The sequence below is a fragment of the Paenibacillus sp. PastF-3 genome, assembly GCF_029893135.1.
GTDB lineage: Bacteria > Bacillota > Bacilli > Paenibacillales > Paenibacillaceae > Paenibacillus_AQ > Paenibacillus_AQ nitricinens.
On the sequence record NZ_JARXWM010000020.1, the window covers coordinates 25,892 to 42,903 of the forward strand.

Here is a 17,012-nt window from a genome sequence, read left to right on the forward strand (position 1 = left end):
AAGCCCATCATTTAATTGAGGATAAAATGATCGATGTCATCATAACGGATATCGATCTTTTCTCCGTTTCTTTTGACAAGATTTATATACAGAGGAGCTGTATCAACACTTCCGCCACCCACCAACACATGGTAGTCATCATTGATTTCATATTTACGGATGTACAAACCTGAACCAACGTCTTCAAAGGGATAACCTTCAAAATCCTTCCACGACAAAGCCTCGCCTTGCTGAGCTAGATCCCGTACTTCATCCATGGACAATATCGCAGCTTTTTTATCATTACAGGCTGAAAGTATAATCGTCAAAGCAAACAATAACAGCATTATCAAGTTACGCTTACTTCTCATTCATAAACCTCCAAACTTTATATTTTGTTATTTATAGGAAAATATAAGGTAATAATAACATAGCATAGACTAGATGTTAAAAGGGAGTAACGCCCCTTTTGGGGGTGCTTTACTCCTTTTTAACATCTTTAATTGGGAGTTTTTTTTGAATTGGCACCGCAAGCTACGACACCGGAGAATGAATATAAAAAAAAACAGGTCAGTCATGGTGGTATCTGACCATAATCGACCTGTTCTATGTAAGTTATAAATTCTCAAGCATTATTGTGCGTACAAACGAAATGACAAAATCTTTATACGAGTATTACATAGGTTAAATCTGTTATTGGTTGAATGATAGATTCATTCGGCACTGGGTAGCCCCAAACTATTAGGAGTCTTCACATTCTTTTTCTTAAATATCCCAAATAATTACTCAGTCATTGTTTCTAAGTGTGGACAATATACATGACCATTAGGGTCAATAATATATTTGACGGTTGCTTCTTTATCTGAAATTACAATTGTGTATTCATTTTCTGCAAAAAAATCATTTGGTTCTATACTTACTGTGACTAACCAAACTGAACCATTAATGCTATCAAATTCATTATAGAATTTTATAGCACACTCCAAATTATCTGAAATATCACCTGACAACTCAAATTTATTTTTATATTCTTGAGCAATGCTCAAAGCTACATCCGAAGTTAAACTTGAATTCATTGTATTCCCTCCCCTCTCATCATTCAACCCCTTTCCACTCAGGTGGAGGCCACTCACCATTCCTTAATTTATATATATACCTTTGTGAAAATAAAATCTCTTCAGAAGTGTATAAATCTTTATTTTTCATGATTTTATTATATACATATTCTTCCCTTTCCAATGTTGATAGTTTCAGATATTTCTCTTTCCCAATTTCGATCCATTGTTTTGCATGATAGGACTCGTGCATTGCACTTAGATATGTCGGATCTTTTTTCAGTACAATTTGACCAGTTCTTGGGTCAAATCCTCCTGCCGCAAAATCAGGTAAGATTTTTCCCTTTTCATCAATAACCACCTTGATACTTTTTCCATTCATATCTTTCGTGAATAGTTTTAAATCACGAATGCTTATTAATCTTTGACCGTTAGGTGCGAGTTTAACCTGACCACTTACGGGCATATCTGCCCATTCCTTGTAATCAAAATCACCCGTCCCCTCAATCTTACCACCTTTCACATCCCCAAACCCATTCATCTCATTTATATAATGCTCCTGCACAAATGTTTTGGGTAGTGGATTCGAATCCAGGGGGATCTTTCCTACACTGAAAGGCACGCCTTCTGACGTGCTTAAAAATGGCTTGAATTTCGGGAGTTCAGCCAAGTGACCGGAATTCTGAAGGACTTTATTAAGGTCTTTCACGCCTTCCATCGCTTTAGTGGCAAAATCTTGTACCCCATCGGCCACTTTTCCTACCTTTGTACCCTTAGTCACAGATAGCCCCGGTACCAATACAGAAGCAGCTGCACCCAGCATGGAAGCCTTTTCCTCCGGCGTTCCTTCATTAAAGTTATGATACATCTTCTTCGCTGCTTCTGCCAATACTTCTGGATGTTGCATGATATAAGATGCTGTATCTGCCATTTCCTGTGTCGTCTTCTCCGGGTCTATGATAAAATGGAATGTAAACGTCACTGTATCCACAACACCCATAACGGTTTCCTCGATAAGAGATCCCATAAATGCGCGCGTAACCGCATCCGCTTGTACCACTTTTTTCCGCCATTCGGTCATTCCGTAGGTTGATTCCAACCACAAATAATATGCCGATAACGAATTGGTCTCGTTAGGTTTTAATACATGCGCATTAAAATAGTTGAGTGTTATCTCATTTTCATTGTTATATGCGGTAATCGGTGTCCCATCTGGAAGCTCCATCGGCGGAATATTCAGTCGTTCCCCTACGAGTTGGCGCTTAGCCCAGGCTCCCTGATCTCCTGGTTCCATCGCCATTCGGAGCATCAGCAGATACGATTCATTCTGAACTAATGGTACGCTACTGGAGGTAATCGACGGATCATAATCACACGCCTTAACCACTGGCTTCTTGAAATACCCACTTAGATCCTTACCTGCTTGGTAATGGACTTCGTCTATGCCTAGATATTTCAGCTTTTGGCGTGCGTCTTCCGCCAGCTTATGCATTGCGTCCATTTGGGTCTTGTTTCCAAACGCTTGATATACTTTATAAGCAGTCTGCGCTTTTGCAATTTGATCCCGTGCCTGGTAGATATCCTTCAGCTTGCTATGGGCTGCAATAGAGTCGATCGTTCCCAGTCCGGAATTCTTAACCGTTGTTTGGAGTTTCTGCACCAAAGGATCGCTATTCAACTCATCCCGTCCCATTAAAGAAGCAATCGAGGTGATCAGTTTCGTGACCATCTTCTGGGCATACGTTGGGATCGGAAACTGCCCACTTGCACTGCCTCCCCCAAGTTTTCCGAACATCCCTCCAAGAGTACCAAGCTGCTGAAAAAGTTGATTAGCCTGCCTCTTATTCTCATCCTGTGCACCTTGAACACCTTTTACTGCAAGACGAATAATATCTTCAAGCTTTTCAGCTTCTACCGTCAGTTCATTGATAAGCGTCTGTGCTCGTATCAAATCTGAACCCAGCGGAATACCACCCCAGTTATTGGTCTGACCTCTCAGCTGCAAGTAAAGCCGGTTGGTATCTTGGCTTACCAGTTTGATTTTTGTCTGCAGGCGTTCGACTTCATCTTCTTTAAATACCATTTTGTCCAATGCCATTTATGACCTCCAGTTCTTACATTTAGACCATCCAATGCACTACTTCCTTCGACCCCACAGGTCTTTATGTACTACTTCATCTTTAAAAACTTAAGTATTTGGAGCGCACACCTAACCTATATATCGGCTTTACTTCCCATTATTTTACTTTAAATCCTTTCTTTTAATTTCTTTAATTCTAATCACTGCTGTAAGAATAAGTAGATAGCAAAAAACAGGTGAAGGGTTGGGGAAACACATGTGACTTTGGACAAAACACAATTGCGAGAGTTTATCAAAGAGAGTAATTTAGTTTCTGCAAAAGATGAGCAGAATGCCTTAAAGGATCTATCTACCGAAACGATTCAGGAGATGTTAGAAGCCGAAATGGATACTCATTTGGGCTATGGCAAGCATGAAGACAGGGCGAAACTCACACCAAACAGTCTCAACGGAAAGAGTCGGAAAACGGTAGTCAGTGAGTAGAGCAGGAAATCGTTATCCCTCGAGACTGTCTATGGTAGTTTGAGCCTCTTGTCGTTAAGAAGTATCCATCGCATAAAACGGGATCGAAGAACAAATTAGTTACCTTACCTGTATATGTTGACTGGTCGTCACCAGATTGCTTTCCTGCATCGTAATCATCGTTACAAGTGTCCGTTAAGTTGCGGACAAAGTCCTATTCTTTGCATTTCACCTTTACTATAGTTGTCGTGCTATCCATCTTGAAAGGTGCGATTATGCCTTCCTCTCCCTCACTATCGCTACAAGGTTTCTATAGTTGCAAGTAAATTTGAAAAAACCGCAAGAGAGCGAACATAACAAAAAACAGGTCAATCATGGTAGTATCTGACCATAAGCAACCTGTTTTATGTACCTGAAAAGCATTATTTAGGTTATAAATTTCTAGCATTACTGTGCTGTGCGTACAAACGAAATGTCGAAATCTCTATACCTGTATTACATGGATTAAGTGTGTTACTGGTTAAATCATAGGTTTATTCGGCACTTCTTGATAGCCCTTCATGCTTTCTATTCAGATAACATTGTTAGAAATTCCTCGAAACTATCTGCAACATGATAGCTGACTGGATCGAGTTCACCAGAATTTTCATGATCCCACACACAAACCTTAGGATTATTTCTAGATTCACGGAAATCTAAACATAGAAAATCACCAGCAAATAGAATTGCTATTGGTAAAATATCAACTCCAATCAAATCCTCATTATCGGTAAGCCTATCTTCAATTTGAGTTAGTGTTACATCAATTTCATACATTCCTAACTGATTATCTCTGGGTGTTTTTAATAAGCATAGAAATCTGTCTATAGCATAGTCATGATTATTACATTTAAAACTACTATTTATTGGTCTACCACCATTATTCACTTCTAAAAATGAAACAAAATCATTTGGTAACTTGATTCTCCAGAATCCTTCTTTTCTTTGAAACAGATCTTCCGTGGGTAATGGTAGTATTATTGTGTTTGGATCAACCTTCATTTTAAACCTCCTCAATTTAGTATATTATCTAGGTGCATCTGCCCACATTCCTGTTGTTCTCCCACCGTTATGTGGTGTTATATTATGAATACCATATGGGACTAACTCCATTTGCCCTGGCACTTCAGTATGGTGCCAAGTCATTCCTTCTCTATGCCCTCCTATTTGTTTATCTAACCATTCAAACTGCTCTTTATCTTTTAATAGCCAAAATTCCTTAGGTAGAGACACTGTTTCTTGAACTACGCCAGCGCCTTTAAAATCAGCAAAGCCATATTTCATCCCATTAACTTTAGTTACTTTTATTTCTGGGATTAAACTTTTCTCTATTGCTCGTTCTTTTATAAGTTTTTTCTGACCTACGGTTAAATTCCCACCTCCTATTATATCTTCATTCCACGACCATTTTTTATTTAAGTCAACAGTTTCTTGATAAAAATGAGCGTAGTCATCAAGAACATCTTCAAATTTCTTAATCCCATTAACAAAATCATCTATATTTTTTAGATAACCTTTACCCGTCCCCTCAACCGCCTTCACTTCTACATCCTTTATTGAATGATTACTCTCACTCTTCCCTTCCATCTTCTCTCTTAAAATCCGATCCATTTCATTCTTAAAATTGATTTGCATCGGAGTCTGTGGAAGTGCCGGGGTATCTACATCTAGATTATTTATCTTGAATTGAAAACCTTCATTTGTGCTGAATGCCGGCAACGGTTTTTGTACCTCAAAATCTTTTACAGAATCTAACCCTTTTGGAGGCTTTAGACCTCCACTTCCTGTAGGAAGCAAAGATTTTTCTACCGGACCATACAACAACGTTACCATTCCCAGACTATTGAGCCAATGATCCGCTGACCATGCTTCGTCTGGATTAAATGCTCCTTTCGCCATCTCCACTGTTCCCAGTGTTAACCAATCCGCAAACTTCTCCTTTGAATCAAACATATGCTCTGATCGATCTTTGGCTGCTTCAGATATCCCGACTGGGATATCTCCTGTTATCCCTAATGTTAACCAGCTGAAAAAGTCATAGGGGGTGTCTGTGGCTTTATCCACACGAGTTCTTAATGTACCTACAAAACCCGTTCCAATCTCTTTAACACTGTCTATCGATTTATAAAAGGCATTTTTAGAATCCTCGGGTTTTGCTTGATCCTCCGGTTTATTCTTTCTAAACAGATTATAGGAATCCAGTTGGGCGACTGATGAAGTCAATTCTAGTAATTGATCTACAACGACAATCGGACCATATTAGAGCTTCGCATTAAAATCTAGCCTACCTGTATATGTTGACTGGTCGTCAGCAGTCTGTTTACCAGATAACTATCGTAACAATAGTCTATGAAGTTGCGGACAAAATCCTACTCTTTAATGACCCCAACACTATCAGTAGTCGTTATATCTTTCATGATAGTTGGGATCTATCTTTCACCATCAACTAGCGAAGCAAAATCTAATACAGGTGTTATAGATTTAGAAAACCGTGAGAAACAAAGATTACAAAAAAGAGGTCAATTATGGTAATATTTGACCATAATCGACCTGCTTAATGTAACGCATTAGCATTATACTTTTAAAGCATCTGTTATGCGTATAAATAAAGTGATGAAATCTTTGTACGGGTATTACATGGGTTATATGTGTTATTGGTTAAATGATGGATAGGCACTATATAACTCCCATATCAAAATAGAGCTATAACTTGGAACTCAACTAAAGATTCCATTATATTCGTTATCCCTTTGAATTGTTCACCAGTTTTTTCATTCTCAAACTTTTCAGATAGTTTACTTATTTTTTTGTCACTCATATCTTTCCTTCATTGTTCTCAAAGTTCAATAAATGGAGCAGTTGCACTTATTTTGTTGGTTGATTGTAAAATCTTGTTGTTGGACTGGTAAATAGGACTTTCATTTCCACTATCTAAGATTCAATAGTTGTCCTCTCAACAAAGTTGTTATTCTCTTTAATAATCATTCTCGCCAGTCTTCTTCCAGCTCTTTTAAAAAAGAAATCATCAGGGTAACTGTCAGAGTCAATTGGAGAGAGTTGATTTATAAAACCATTTATTTTATCATATTCAATTTTCCCCATTGTCTCTTCACTTGGTCCATAACTATATACAACTCTTTCTTCATCCTCGTAGTCTTTTAGCATTATCACAAAAACTGCCATTAAATCTCACTCCTCATAATTCTTATCCCAATCCCAGGTTCTCCCTGATTCTATTGTCTTATCATGAGCTGTTCTATAGTTAGTCTTAAATATACCTTCAAATTTTGATTCGAAAATTTCATGATGCAATAATTGTATATCAGAGTCTACATACTTACCATTCATTAATCTTTCCCAAGCCTGTGCTAGTTCATAGTCAGGATCAAACTTCCCAATACCATGATCTTTAATATGTGTGCTATTAAAAACATGATCTTTGATTCTTTGAACCCTGCTAAGAGGAAAGTCAGTATTTCTTGCGATAGCTTCTATATCTTTCGTCCCTAAATTTCTGAATTTCTCATACATCTCCTCAGCAATTGTTTCTTCTTTAAAGAACTGTTCTGGAGGTATATTTCTTGCTCCAGACTCAGCATATTTTAAATCATCAGCTTTTGCCCCCCCCTCAATATGGGGTTCCTTTATCTCCTTTACTTTAAATTCGAATTGTTCAATGGGTATATCTACCATTTTATCTACCTTTATTTCTCGCAGCTTCCCACGCACAAATCTCATCGTATTAGCAAGCACTTTGCTTCCAGCGGTTATCGCTACATCTCCGGCACCTGCAATTACGGTATTGACTCCAACCGTAGCTATCCGTTCTCCTAAGCTTTGCTTTCCATCATCCCTATAATCATTGAATGCGTCAAATGCTTCGCCCACTGTTCCACTGATTGCACCCGATACCATGGATTTCAATAAAGTTGGTGAGAATTTCCCTAGCATGCCTGGGGTCTTTACTGCTTTTAAATACTTAAACGGTAGTCCTATGCTGATTAGTTGCCCTGCAAATTGCCCAGCCTTTTTCCCGTACGGATCGTCCATAGGATCTACATAACCCTTCAGTTTCGGTCCTACAATCCAATCGGTGATCGTTCCTGCCATTCCAAACGACGTCGTATCGATGGCATGGGTCAGGATACTACTTCCGCCCTCTAAAATATTGGCAATTGTCTGATTTCCAACGCCACTTCCCAGTAGACGGTTTTTATCCGCTACCTCCTTCTCATGTTTTTCATAATAGGCCATTGTCTCTGCAAATCTCCGATCCTGTTCCTCTATCGATAGGTCGAACCAGTACGTACCTTGCAATCGCTTGATTACTTCAGGATTATTCCGATTTAAGATATCCTCATCCGAAACAAAATCATGTGGGTCATATGGTCCTATCGTAGACTGTGGCTTCATCATTGCTAATTGTTGCTTCGCCCAGTCCCCCTTCGTGCCTTTCTCCATCGACATTCGTAGCAGAAATGCATATTTTTCATTCTCCATAAGTGGTACACTTTTGGTTGTAATCGACGGATCATAATCACACGACTTGACCGCCGCCTGCTTGAAATAGCCGCTTAGATCTTTCCCCACTTGGTACTGAACTTCGTCTATACCCAAGGATTCCAGCTTCTTGCGTGCCTCTTCCGCTAGCTTATGCATTGCATCCATTTGCGCTTGGTTCCCGAATGTTTGATATACCTTATAGGCGGTTTGCGCCTTCGCGATCTGATCCCGCGCCAGGTAGATATCCTTCAGCTTGCTTTGCGCGGCTATGGAGTCGATCGTTCCCAATCCTGAATTTTTAATAGTTGCCTGGAGCTTCTGCACCTTAGGATCCCTATTCAACTCATCCCAACCCATCAGAGTAGCAACCGAGGTGATCAGATTCGTGACTGCCTTCTGAGCCGTCGTCGGGATAGAAGACTTCCCTATTGCACTTTTGCCCCCAAACCTTTCGAACATACCGCCAAGAACACCGAGCTGCTGAAAAAGTTGATTGGCCTGCCGCTTATTCTCATCCTGTGCGCCCTGAACACCTTTTATCGCGCCTCTAATGATGTCTTCCAGTTTTTCCGCTTCTACCGTCAGTTCGTTGATGATTATCTGTGCCTGCACCTGGTTTGATCCTAATGGGATACCACTCCAGTTACTTGCTTGACCTTTCAACTGGAGATACAACCGATTGGTGTCCTGGCTTACCTGTCTTATTTTCGTTTGCAGGCGCTCGACTTCATCTACGTTAAATGTAAGCTTCGTTGACGCCATGTGATTCCCCCTGCTTGCTTCTAATAAAATTAGCTATGCAGCACTCTGCATAGCTAATTGCATTCTTATGTAGTGGGGCTCATGTTGTTGAAAGTATATTGATAGATTCTTAGAAACCTTTTTGAGAGTTCTTAATATTTTTAGAAAGTTCTGAATAACTCTTAGATACATTATTCATATGAGTTCCAATATCTTCAAGCGCTTTACCAAATGCATCGAAAGTTTTCTGCATACTTTTTACCTTCTCAGCAAAATCTCTAGCTGCTGCATCCTCCCAAATACTATTCAGATTCGTTGCTGTCGTCATAATTTTTTTCATTAATGCATCGTACTCTTGTTTTTGTTTCAAAACCGTATTTGCCTGCGATGCCAATCCCTCGTAACTCAATGTAACTTTGTCTGCCATTATTAACCTCTCCTTTAAGTGATTGTTTTTATATAAAAATGAACTTAAAAAATGCTTTTTCAAACCTATAAGATCTTTTAAGTTCATTATTATAACTCCAGTTTCCTTATTAGTTATTATTTCAAGTTCTATCTACCCTGTCCCTGATAATCGTTTCGCACAGAATAATCTGACTCGAACAGAATGATATCCCCAGAGGAAAAAGAGAACGTCTGCCCCATTTCATCTGTGCTCCCAGTCATCTGACCTTCAATCGCCCACATGTTAGCAATAGGTGCCTTGTAGCCTAAAATACGAGTGTCGGCATCCCCATTTTTAACCGTATAGATTTCGAAATTTACTAGGATATAGCCGCCAGTGATGAACTCCTGCTCATGCCCATCTAATGCGCCTCCATATTGATTCGCCAGAGTGACGATGTTTGTTCCCTTTGGCAGGATATATGGTGCAATCGGCAAGTTATACTCCCCGTACCAATGCTGTACGCTGCGGACGGCTGTGATCGGATTAACTACATCCGGGATGTCGGTCGGGCCGATTAAAGTTCGCGATTCAAAGGGTAGGACTTCCATGTCGTAGCCGTATGCGATTTTGGTTTTTCGCTTTAGATACTGTTTGTAGAACTTAAACCAAGGCGTCTTATCTCGCTCCGCTTGAGTCATTATATAGTTGTACTCATAGCTTGCTGCCGTCGATAATTCACCATTCGATATATTCCGCAAGCCATCCGCCAAGCGGTAGGTCCGGGTGTAGCTCAGCTTGTCCTTTGGGGAGCCGACGCCGATCATCTTATTCTTCGAACCGGAAATATCATAGTACAGATCGACGGGTGTCGCTGTGCCTCCAGTTTTCGGAATAAAATAGAAGCTTGGCTCGATCCGGATACCTTCGCCTGGCTGCCACAAGTTCCCGATGGTCCGGAAGTCAAACAGGAAGGAATAGCCGTTATGTGGTACCGTCCTTTGCTCCGTGGGGTGAGAACCCTTGCGGATCGGCAGCTGCCACTGTGGCTGTCCACTTAAAGCGGTCGGTATGCCATTCTCATCATTTCCGCCGGTATAATACATCGCGTTGCTATGCTCCAATGTCCCAACGCCAGTTCGAAACACCTTCTCAAACCGGAAATCTCCAATGTCCCAGATCCGGAAATTGAACAGCCGACCGACCACACCCACATTGAAGCTCTCTGATGCGCAATAATTCCATAAGTCTCCGTTCCGATTCACTTCGCAAAGATCTGAACCATCCGATGGAGCATTAATCGCCCAAGACTGCGTCTGAACCGTATAGTTTCCTTCATCAACCCAGGTTGGCATCTTAAAGGTCATGGACGGCGTCCCTACAGGAATGTAGATCCAAGTATCCTCTGGGTAATAATTGCCATCTTGAAACACACCAAACGGAAATTGAATCCGCTTGTTTTTCGTGTATTTGGCATAATCCCGGTTGCCGTACCCAGGGATATTGAGATGCTGGCCACTCTCCGTAAAATGTATGGTGAACGGTCGATCCAAGATCAGCACCGCCCTAGTCATATCCGGTGTCATACGTTGATCGAATGGGCGGTTATCGTCAGGAAGAATCGAGTAGTTGACGACCGGTGTGTGCACGGTGACGGAGTTAATCGGAGAGATCAAAAATTCCTGATCCCCGTTTCCCTCTACGTTCTCCGACAGCATCGTATAATAAATGGTACCCGTGCTGGTTGTATTATGCCGATTGAGTAAACCGCTATTGATCATCAACTGACCCTCGTAAAGCACCCCGTCTCCGATGATTTGGGGATCAGGAATCCTCCCCGGAGTTAGTCCGGTCTTGGTTGCCACGGTATCATCCATAATCGTTTCCCCGTTAAATACTAGACGGTCATTCTGCACCTCAGGATCTTTGGTCTGCATTTCCGCAAGATCTGTGAGCACGGCTGTATCATCAACATCGTTAGGACCCGGTTCGTGGTCTCCACCATCTACCACTTCTGGATTGAATTCTATCCCACCCGTATCTTGGGGAACAACATGGTCTTCTACTTCTGTACTATTGGTGAGCTCAACCGTCGGTGAACCATAATTATTAGGATATAGAGTGACTTCTCCTCCAGGCAGCGCATAGTTCTCCATCTGGGCACGATCGATTTGATAAACAGCTAACTGATCTACCTGCCAGTACGCATATTCTTTTGGAGTCAAGTCAAAGGTATAGGTCTTATCAAATTTCCCTATTTTAGGAAGCGGAGATTGAGGAATCGATGTTCCATTTGGTCCCGGAAGATTCGGCTGCGCTTCGTCCCACTTCGTCGGATATGTAACCTTTACGCTGCAGGAATAACGAATCTCACCTGCCATATTGGCGAAGGTATGTTCAAATAAATAGTCCTTTGTCCAGGCATTGGCATATAGATTCTCTGATGTAGGGATTCCCGATGACACATCAAAATGACGTCCATTTGCCGCGTCGTCACCAAGAATCACTCCGTTCGCATTGGGTTCCATAAATGACGTTTGCGGAGCAGCGATCTTGTTAGGCGGTTGAATGGTGTATGTGCATTCGCCTGTGCCTTCCCCCGGTTCAGGCGGGTCATTGTCTTTTTTGTAGCTTGCTACCATATTGACTCCGCCTACATAAACCTTAAAATTACGCTGAATCACAGCAGGATCATTCGAAGCCTTACTTTGAATATATAATTGTTCACCTGGCCTTAGGATCGGAGAAAGCCAGGATTTGGTGATGGCATATGTCTGCCCCCCATAGGTAACTGTCTCTGGAAAAGATTTGATTACATTATAGCCAGCTTTATAATTACCTATTTCTTGAGTCTTCACCACCGTCCCGTTCGACAGCTTCAGAGTCATATTAACAGGATAGTCTTTTCCTTTAAAGGTTATAGCGACATCGAAATATTGCCTAAAATCTTCGGGGTGAGCCCAACTCTCTGCATGTTTTATTTGATATAGCGTATGGAAGGGTCCCGAAACCTGGGTGGGGTTATTTCTGGGACCCGTCACTACCCGCATAATGGCGCTAGCGTATAACGGGGTGCCTTCAGAAATATTTTGTTCCGCTTTAGCTTGTTTAATAGCCTGGAGCACTTCGGTTTCAGTCCACATGAAATTTGTAGTCACTATCCCTCCTGCAATAGTTTCTGAAGTCACATGTCCTCCACCATTATCCTGTAATTTAAAATGTTTATTAGCTGCTAATTTGGTAGGATCACATTGTACTTCACCTCCATAAGCTTCAGAGGACGCACACGTTGGCTCGGTATGAATATACCAGCCTACTGTTTGGAACCTTATACTTGAGGTGGCTTCATTGGAAGTAGTTGTATATAAAAAAAACCCATTTTCAAACTTGGCATATGGGACAGCCTCAACAAGACTAGTCAAAGGCGAAAGCAACAAAGAAATTAGTAGAATAAACAGTAGGCAATGGAGACATTTACGTCGCATCTTTCATCACTTCACTTCATGCAGGGTAGTATTTTCAAACAAACTGGAGAGTCCATCTAAATTCTTAGTTTCACCGTAAGCACCATCATAGCCAGCACCATCATAATAGTTCGAAGAAATAGCTATATCAGCATAACCTTCATACCAGACACCCTTCTTTAATTTTCCAGAGAGTCTGATATCAGCAAGTTTGAGATAAGTATCATTTAACAATTCTTTATACTCTGTATAATTATTTATTCTGAACCGGAACTTGGATCGAACGAACCAACCAAAACCGGAGTCATATACCATTGAAGGCTCTGGATCGATTGATCCCTCTATTTGAATCTTGTTCTTTTTCACCCATTCGGCATACTCTTTAATATTCTGCTCACGGTAAGAAATCGCCTGATTCTCGTACTTAAAAGATTCTTTTGCATAACTTGCCGGATCAATCGTTTTGTAATCCACGTTCAACCGTAAATCATACCCAATCTTCATACGGTTGATGATCTTGGCCATATCTTCACTTGTTATCTTTTTGCTACTATACATTAGCGATCCGGTCATTGCATACTTGGGATCATAGAATGTTATGGAATTTTTCATTTCGTACATTTCATTTGGGATGTCTTCCAGAATGTATGGATAATTTTTATAGTTCTTAGGTAGGATAGTCGTACGTATCTTCCTTCCAAAATAATCAAGCTCCCCTAAATCTTTACCCGGCATGTGAATATGTACACTTTGAGTAAACTCGTCCACCTCTACTTCTGCGGATAACAGATCAGAGACAACGGTTAATGGAATCATCGTCATTCCATCTTTTTGTACAACCATGGCGCCAAGCGCTACTGGTTGCCCGTTCACTTTCGCAAAAGAAGAACCTACTGTCAGCACAATTTTGTTTTCTTTTCGCTGCAGGGTTAACGTCTTGGCAGCTGCGTTCCAGTTGGATTGTGTACCAAGTTTGCCCGAAATCATGCGGAACGGAATCATCGTCGTCCCGTTCTCTGTATAGGGATGGCCGGTTGTCAGTGGATATTTCTCCCCATCCATGATGACGTTCACTGCTTTGGCAGCTGTTCCTGCCGCTCCCGCTGTAGTAATTAACAACACTAAGCTTGCGAACACACACATGACTATAGTCATGCCTCTTCTTGCCTTCTTTGATCTAATAATTGCTGATAGACTATTAAACTTAAAATCCCTCATGTTCTCACTCCTCCACAATGAAACTTTTTTTAATCCGATGATCCTATTCTCCATACCAAATCTTTAATCCCACATCTATCACCTAACCGCACAACCCTCAATAAAATACCCTTTTCGCACGGCCTCCTCTGGATCGAATAGACTTTCTATAACAGTAACCCCCGGGGGTACACAACTTTCTCCGTAAGCAATATGTCGCCCAGCTGAATTTCGGGTACCTACCAGAACCTTTCGTCGCATTACTGCCCCACGACCTAAGGAATATGCATCCAACAGTTCTCCACCAGGAAGCGGATAACCTTGAATAAAAGCCATGATCCCTACATCCTGTATGGATTGCTCCTGCAAGCCGCGGGGAAGGGTGAACTGAATCGACAAGCCCATTCGTTTCACCAGCTCCAAATGTCTGTTAATGGCTGTTGCCAAGTCTTTTTCAACGAGTGATGTGATCGTACTCTGCCGGATTTCGTGAAATAGTTCTATTGAGGTCAGAGGATTAAGATTGGTCTCAGCCGCCAGGGCTGTATAGTCCCCCTCATAGAATTCATTAGAGCTAGTATCATACACCCGCGCATTGTCATCCAAAGTGAAATAAAGCAAATTGCCGTTCTGAAGCTTGTAGTAGTAGGGACGCTCAGGCCAACTCACAGGCATAAGTTCGTCCTTCCCGCTATCACTAGCCGTGTCGTCCAGAGTAACCAACGTATAGCCGCTATATCCAAACATCACCAGTGCGGGTATATGCATTTTTAAATTGTTCATTTCAGTCTGGTTGTTCTCCAGCCCAAATTTCAAAGCTAAATTACTGTAAAAAACACTTAGCACATCCTGATCCAGTTGCAGCTGGCGTTCCCGCCCATAGTGCACTGCTGTGGTAGTAGGCTGCTGTTCCAGTCGTGACAGATAATCACCAGCATCATCCACTGCGGCTTGAAAATCATCCGAATAGCGTTTATACATGTCCTGATTAAAGACCTGAAGATCTTCTCGAGTGTCACCCATAAGAACAAGAGGAATGACCAGAATTAGAAAAATAAGCACAACACTAAGGGGCTTCACTTCGTACCATCCCCCCATACTTCAAATTGACCGGAATCATTTCACTATGAAACAAGAGCGATCGCATCCGTGAGGCAAGTGTCGTCCCTTCAGATTCCAGCCGGACATTGAACAGATCGCCTACATGCATGGTAAACCTTCTAGCTGGATCATCTGCAGCCAGTAAAGGTCCTGAATGCGGATATAAGATTTCCAAAATATCCTTGCTGAAATATCCGTCATATCGGACACTAAAGCTGTTCTGGAATGTAGAATAATCATCAGGATTCGTATATAAGGGCTGTAAATTCTTTTTGTAATACTCCATTTGCACTTTGAAAACACCATATGAAGCATCCAACGAATGAAGAAACAGCTCATAATCGGAAGTATCCACGTACCCTTTAGCACGAACGGTATCCACAAATTCCACCACAGCCGCATTGGCGGCGAGCTTAGTATTCCTTTCTACAACTTCGGATTGACGGAATGCCGGATAGACTCCGAACACAAATGCCAGCAAAATAATTATAATTACACCTTTCAGCGCGTCTGCCATGCGGCTCCTCCTTTCTAGCGGGTGGCGGAGATTTCCGTAATCATCTCATCGGTTCGCGTGACTCTTAACTGATAAGCAGCATCAGGCACTCCACGCAAATCCACTGCTGTAAGGTCCGATTCCTCATTAATTGCAATGCCATCGATATATAAAATATATTCCCCCTCCAGTGCTGGAGGGATCATACCGATGACCTGCTCACCGCTAATTTTGTTCAAATCACCTGTCCCTTTGTAAGGTGCCGATGCAACTGTCGGCAGCTCATAGTGCCTGTTTGGAACAGCACTCTCCATCTCCAGCCGCAAAAACGTAAATCCGCCTACGGCGAACAAGATCCAAGCAAAGAGGGTTAGTAGGAATTGGGTGCTATTTTTCATTTATGATCCGGGTTCTGATTAAATTCAATAATTCGAACCTCATCATTTTTGTCCTTATGTAAGGTAGCTCTAAAAATAGAAAGCGTATTGACATTACAGTTTTTACTGTTATCTTGGTCTGAGCTCTGGTCAAGCATTGCTGATACACTAAAGTTATCGGCACCACTGTTCTTGTCTCCAAGATCAAGCTCTGATGCCGGGTCTTCACCACTGGCCGCTTTCGCTGGCGCATAATAAGTTTTATATGTGTTTTTCGCATAAAAACCTGTTTTATTTACGCCAGTCTTTATCAGAATGGAAAATTGCGGACGCCCCTTATATCTCATTGCCGCATTAATCACATCCTGGCCAGATACATCCTTATTATCATAAGAATTGAACTCCGCTTGATTGATCATCTGAGTCTGGGCCAATGTCTGCTCCTGGGCACGAATAAAATAATTATTAATGACAAGATATATACTGACACCTGCGGCAATAATCAGAATTGTAACAATAATGCCAATCACCCATTTAAGTCCCGTAGAAATATTCTCCATCTATACCCACCCTTTTCGATATCGTTTTTATTTCTGTTTAAAAACAATTAAACGAACTTCCTCATTGCTGTCCTTATAAACAACCGCTTTAAAGACAGAGAGTGTATTCACCAAATAATTATCTCTGTTATATGAATCTGTATTTGTTTGATCAAGCATTGTCGAAACACTGACACCCTTTGTATATTTGTTATTCTTAGATAAATCAACTACCGGATTAGACGTATCTTTAGGTTCTTCGTAACTAGATTTATAAGTATTCTCCGCATAGAACCCAGTCGTATTTTCCCCTGTTTTAATCAAAATCGCGAACTGCGGACGTCCCTTATACCGCATTGCCGCATTAATCACATCCTGGCCGGATACATCCTTGTTATCATAGCTGTTGAACTCCGCTTGATTAATCATTTGGGTTTGGGCCAGAGTCTGTTCCTGTGCGCGGATGAAGTAGTTGTTGATAACCAGATATATACTTACGCCTGCGGCAATAATAAGAATGGTAACAATAATGCCGATAACCCATTTAAGTCCGGTCGAGATATTCTCCATGATGTTTCCTCCTCACCTTAT

The 17,012-nt window shown here is 41.4% G+C and carries 15 protein-coding genes and 1 pseudogene; 1 reads left to right on the forward strand and 15 read right to left on the reverse strand.

Features of this window, described 5'->3' with window-relative positions; all coding sequences use genetic code 11:
• Nucleotides 1-11: 11 nt before the first annotated feature.
• The 3 genes from M2444_RS27845 to M2444_RS27855 form a co-directional block, all read right to left on the reverse strand.
• Nucleotides 12-350 carry a hypothetical protein gene (locus M2444_RS27845; protein WP_280788618.1) on the reverse strand — a complete coding sequence of 113 codons (339 nt, stop codon included), beginning with the start codon at nt 348-350 and terminating at the stop codon, nt 12-14.
• 411 nt (nt 351-761) lie between these two features.
• On the reverse strand, nt 762-1,055 hold the full coding sequence (locus M2444_RS27850) for a hypothetical protein (RefSeq protein WP_280788619.1): 294 nt from the start codon (nt 1,053-1,055) through the stop codon (nt 762-764).
• Nucleotides 1,056-1,074: 19 nt separating this feature from the next.
• The gene (locus tag M2444_RS27855) at nt 1,075-3,132 is read right to left on the reverse strand and encodes a zincin-like metallopeptidase toxin domain-containing protein (protein WP_280788620.1); all 2,058 of its coding nucleotides are present in this window, start codon (nt 3,130-3,132) and stop codon (nt 1,075-1,077) included.
• Between the two features lie 240 nt (nt 3,133-3,372).
• On the opposite strand from M2444_RS27855, the pseudogene M2444_RS27860 reads away from it, so the two are divergent.
• Nucleotides 3,373-3,704 (forward strand): annotated as a pseudogene (locus M2444_RS27860) (transposase); the annotation flags it as partial.
• Between the two features lie 439 nt (nt 3,705-4,143).
• Here the strand turns inward: M2444_RS27860 and M2444_RS27865 are convergent.
• The 12 genes from M2444_RS27865 to M2444_RS27920 all read right to left on the reverse strand — a co-directional run bounded on the left by M2444_RS27865 (nt 4,144) and on the right by M2444_RS27920 (nt 16,991).
• Nucleotides 4,144-4,617, reverse strand: a complete 474-nt coding sequence (locus tag M2444_RS27865; protein WP_280788621.1) for an SMI1/KNR4 family protein — start codon at nt 4,615-4,617, stop codon at nt 4,144-4,146.
• A gap of 24 nt (nt 4,618-4,641) precedes the next feature.
• Entirely contained in the window at nt 4,642-5,838 is a 1,197-nt protein-coding gene (locus tag M2444_RS27870; RefSeq protein ID WP_280788622.1) for an HNH endonuclease signature motif containing protein, read from the reverse strand.
• 708 nt (nt 5,839-6,546) lie between these two features.
• A complete protein-coding gene (locus M2444_RS27875) occupies nt 6,547-6,798 on the reverse strand; it encodes a hypothetical protein (protein WP_280788623.1) in 252 nt (83 codons plus the stop codon).
• Between the two features lie 6 nt (nt 6,799-6,804).
• Nucleotides 6,805-8,880 (reverse strand): hypothetical protein, encoded by a 2,076-nt coding sequence (locus M2444_RS27880; protein WP_280788624.1) that lies wholly within the window; start codon nt 8,878-8,880, stop codon nt 6,805-6,807.
• A gap of 109 nt (nt 8,881-8,989) precedes the next feature.
• The gene (locus M2444_RS27885) at nt 8,990-9,373 is read right to left on the reverse strand and encodes a WXG100 family type VII secretion target (RefSeq protein WP_280788625.1); all 384 of its coding nucleotides are present in this window, start codon (nt 9,371-9,373) and stop codon (nt 8,990-8,992) included.
• 41 nt (nt 9,374-9,414) lie between these two features.
• Nucleotides 9,415-12,732, reverse strand: coding sequence for a DUF5704 domain-containing protein (locus M2444_RS27890; RefSeq protein ID WP_280788626.1), 3,318 nt, complete (start codon nt 12,730-12,732; stop codon nt 9,415-9,417).
• 6 nt (nt 12,733-12,738) lie between these two features.
• Nucleotides 12,739-13,929, reverse strand: a complete 1,191-nt coding sequence (locus tag M2444_RS27895; RefSeq protein ID WP_280788627.1) for a copper amine oxidase N-terminal domain-containing protein — start codon at nt 13,927-13,929, stop codon at nt 12,739-12,741.
• 78 nt (nt 13,930-14,007) lie between these two features.
• Nucleotides 14,008-14,988: a hypothetical protein gene (locus M2444_RS27900; protein ID WP_280788628.1), complete on the reverse strand. Its 981-nt coding sequence runs from the start codon at nt 14,986-14,988 to the stop codon at nt 14,008-14,010.
• A complete protein-coding gene (locus M2444_RS27905) occupies nt 14,975-15,526 on the reverse strand; it encodes a hypothetical protein (RefSeq protein ID WP_094870410.1) in 552 nt (183 codons plus the stop codon). Before M2444_RS27905 ends, M2444_RS27900 begins: the two co-directional genes overlap by 14 nt.
• A 14-nt stretch (nt 15,527-15,540) precedes the next feature.
• Nucleotides 15,541-15,903 carry a hypothetical protein gene (locus M2444_RS27910; protein WP_143812135.1) on the reverse strand — a complete coding sequence of 121 codons (363 nt, stop codon included), beginning with the start codon at nt 15,901-15,903 and terminating at the stop codon, nt 15,541-15,543.
• Nucleotides 15,900-16,442, reverse strand: a complete 543-nt coding sequence (locus tag M2444_RS27915; RefSeq protein ID WP_094870408.1) for a hypothetical protein — start codon at nt 16,440-16,442, stop codon at nt 15,900-15,902. Before M2444_RS27915 ends, M2444_RS27910 begins: the two co-directional genes overlap by 4 nt.
• Nucleotides 16,443-16,469: 27 nt before the next feature.
• On the reverse strand, nt 16,470-16,991 hold the full coding sequence (locus M2444_RS27920; protein ID WP_094870407.1) for a hypothetical protein: 522 nt from the start codon (nt 16,989-16,991) through the stop codon (nt 16,470-16,472).
• Between the last annotated feature and the right edge of the window lie 21 nt (nt 16,992-17,012).

Bases quoted from the DNA above. Each gene is read 5' to 3' on its own strand.
- M2444_RS27875 (WP_280788623.1), bottom strand. From the start codon at position 6,798: ATGGCAGTTTTTGTGATAATGCTAAAAGACTACGAGGATGAAGAAAGA.
- M2444_RS27885 (WP_280788625.1), bottom strand. From the start codon at position 9,373: ATGAACTTAAAAGATCTTATAGGTTTGAAAAAGCATTTTTTAAGTTCA.
- M2444_RS27845 (WP_280788618.1), bottom strand. From the start codon at position 350: ATGAGAAGTAAGCGTAACTTGATAATGCTGTTATTGTTTGCTTTGACG.
- M2444_RS27910 (WP_143812135.1), bottom strand. From the start codon at position 15,903: ATGAAAAATAGCACCCAATTCCTACTAACCCTCTTTGCTTGGATCTTG.
- M2444_RS27920 (WP_094870407.1), bottom strand. From the start codon at position 16,991: ATGGAGAATATCTCGACCGGACTTAAATGGGTTATCGGCATTATTGTT.
- M2444_RS27895 (WP_280788627.1), bottom strand. From the start codon at position 13,929: ATGAGGGATTTTAAGTTTAATAGTCTATCAGCAATTATTAGATCAAAG.
- M2444_RS27880 (WP_280788624.1), bottom strand. From the start codon at position 8,880: ATGGCGTCAACGAAGCTTACATTTAACGTAGATGAAGTCGAGCGCCTG.
- M2444_RS27855 (WP_280788620.1), bottom strand. From the start codon at position 3,132: ATGGCATTGGACAAAATGGTATTTAAAGAAGATGAAGTCGAACGCCTG.
- M2444_RS27890 (WP_280788626.1), bottom strand. From the start codon at position 12,732: ATGCGACGTAAATGTCTCCATTGCCTACTGTTTATTCTACTAATTTCT.
- M2444_RS27865 (WP_280788621.1), bottom strand. From the start codon at position 4,617: ATGAAGGTTGATCCAAACACAATAATACTACCATTACCCACGGAAGAT.
- M2444_RS27850 (WP_280788619.1), bottom strand. From the start codon at position 1,055: ATGAATTCAAGTTTAACTTCGGATGTAGCTTTGAGCATTGCTCAAGAA.
- M2444_RS27915 (WP_094870408.1), bottom strand. From the start codon at position 16,442: ATGGAGAATATTTCTACGGGACTTAAATGGGTGATTGGCATTATTGTT.
- M2444_RS27905 (WP_094870410.1), bottom strand. From the start codon at position 15,526: ATGGCAGACGCGCTGAAAGGTGTAATTATAATTATTTTGCTGGCATTT.